This is a genomic window from Saccharothrix sp. ST-888 (genome assembly GCF_000955975.1).
Taxonomy (GTDB): Bacteria; Actinomycetota; Actinomycetes; order Streptomycetales; family Streptomycetaceae; genus Kitasatospora.
The window spans coordinates 1-339 of record NZ_JYJF01000676.1 but is presented as its reverse complement, the minus strand read 5'-3'; the positions used below and the strand labels follow the sequence as shown (position 1 = coordinate 339).

General features: G+C 77.3%; 1 protein-coding gene. It reads right to left on the bottom strand.

The window, feature by feature from the left end:
• The coding region (locus UK12_RS42260) for a CurL C-terminal domain-containing protein (protein WP_045307116.1) at positions 1 to 339 on the bottom strand (339 nt) is incomplete at both ends.

Genomic DNA, 339 nt, shown 5'->3' with positions numbered 1-339 from the left:
ACGTGCTGGACGGTGGCCCCGTCGGAGGCCAGCGACCTCAGGCCGCGGCGGAAGTCGTCGAGGCCGGTGGCGACGAGTGCCGCGCGCTGCGGCAGGGCCCAGCGGGTGGTGGCGAGGGAGTAGCCGACGTCGACCTGGTCGAGCCCGGGGTCGGCGGCCAGGCGGTCCCGCCGCTGCCGGGCCTGGGCGCGCAGCGCCTCGGCGCCCTTGGCGGACAGGTTCCACGGGACGAGGGCCGTCTTCACCGCGGCGACCTCGTCCCGCACCGGCGTGTCGCCGTCGTTCTCGGCGGTGTCGTCGGCGGCCGGGACCGGCGGTGCCTGCTCCAGGATGGTGTGG